1 pseudogene is annotated in these 776 nt (G+C 43.2%); it reads left to right on the plus strand.

What is annotated here, in order from left to right:
- Positions 1-75: 75 nt before the first annotated feature.
- Positions 76-776, plus strand: a pseudogene (locus ACFIKB_RS09480) (DUF3792 domain-containing protein); the annotation flags it as partial.

Genomic DNA, 776 nt, shown 5'->3' on the forward strand with positions numbered 1-776 from the left:
GCGCATATCTATTCACTTTTGGAACATAATTGGCAAAAAGACATTGTATCTCCAGCATATTCAAGGAGATAAAACATGGAAACTCGCATTCCTGAAGACACACCATTCGATACGAATTTTCTAGGAGAAACATCTCTAGAAGAAAAGTATCCATTCTTTCACACACCCATTTCATGGTCCGCAATCTTTGCGGGATTGGTGACAGCCCTTGCCACCTCAATCTGCCTCTCTTTTCTGGTAGCAGCTTTAGGCTTAAGCCAAATGGATTTCACCTCTTCAACCCCATTTGAAGGCTCTTTCTTCTCCTTTGGCGTGGGTTCTATTATCGTTACACTGATTAGCCTAGCCTTGGGAGGCTTTGTAGCTGGACGTTTTGCTGAATCGTCAGGGACGCTTCATGGCTTTCTTACTTGGGCTCTCATAACATTGCTAATGACCCTCCAAGCCATCCACGTGGTTTCTAGTACAGCAAAGATAGGAGCTAAAACTGCTCTCGAAAACAGCTCCATGGTCCAACAAACCGTAGACAGCCTCAAAACCAATATTTCCCCCATACTTGCAAAATTAAACAGCGAAAGTCTGGAAAAGTTTTTTGCAAAAAACAGTGACAATGGCATCAATTTTGATCAGCTTGGTAGTGAATTGCGCACCCTTCTCAATAAAAGCGACATTCCTGCTCTCAACCCTGATCGCTTGAAACAAACCTATCAAGCAGCACTCAACGATATTGGTTCTGCGATCACAGCTTTCAAAAATGATCCTTCTCACTATCGCAC

Origin of the sequence: Bartonella sp. MR110HLJHH (genome assembly GCF_042194225.1) — a bacterium.
GTDB classification, from domain to species: Bacteria; Pseudomonadota; Alphaproteobacteria; order Rhizobiales; family Rhizobiaceae; genus Bartonella; species Bartonella grahamii.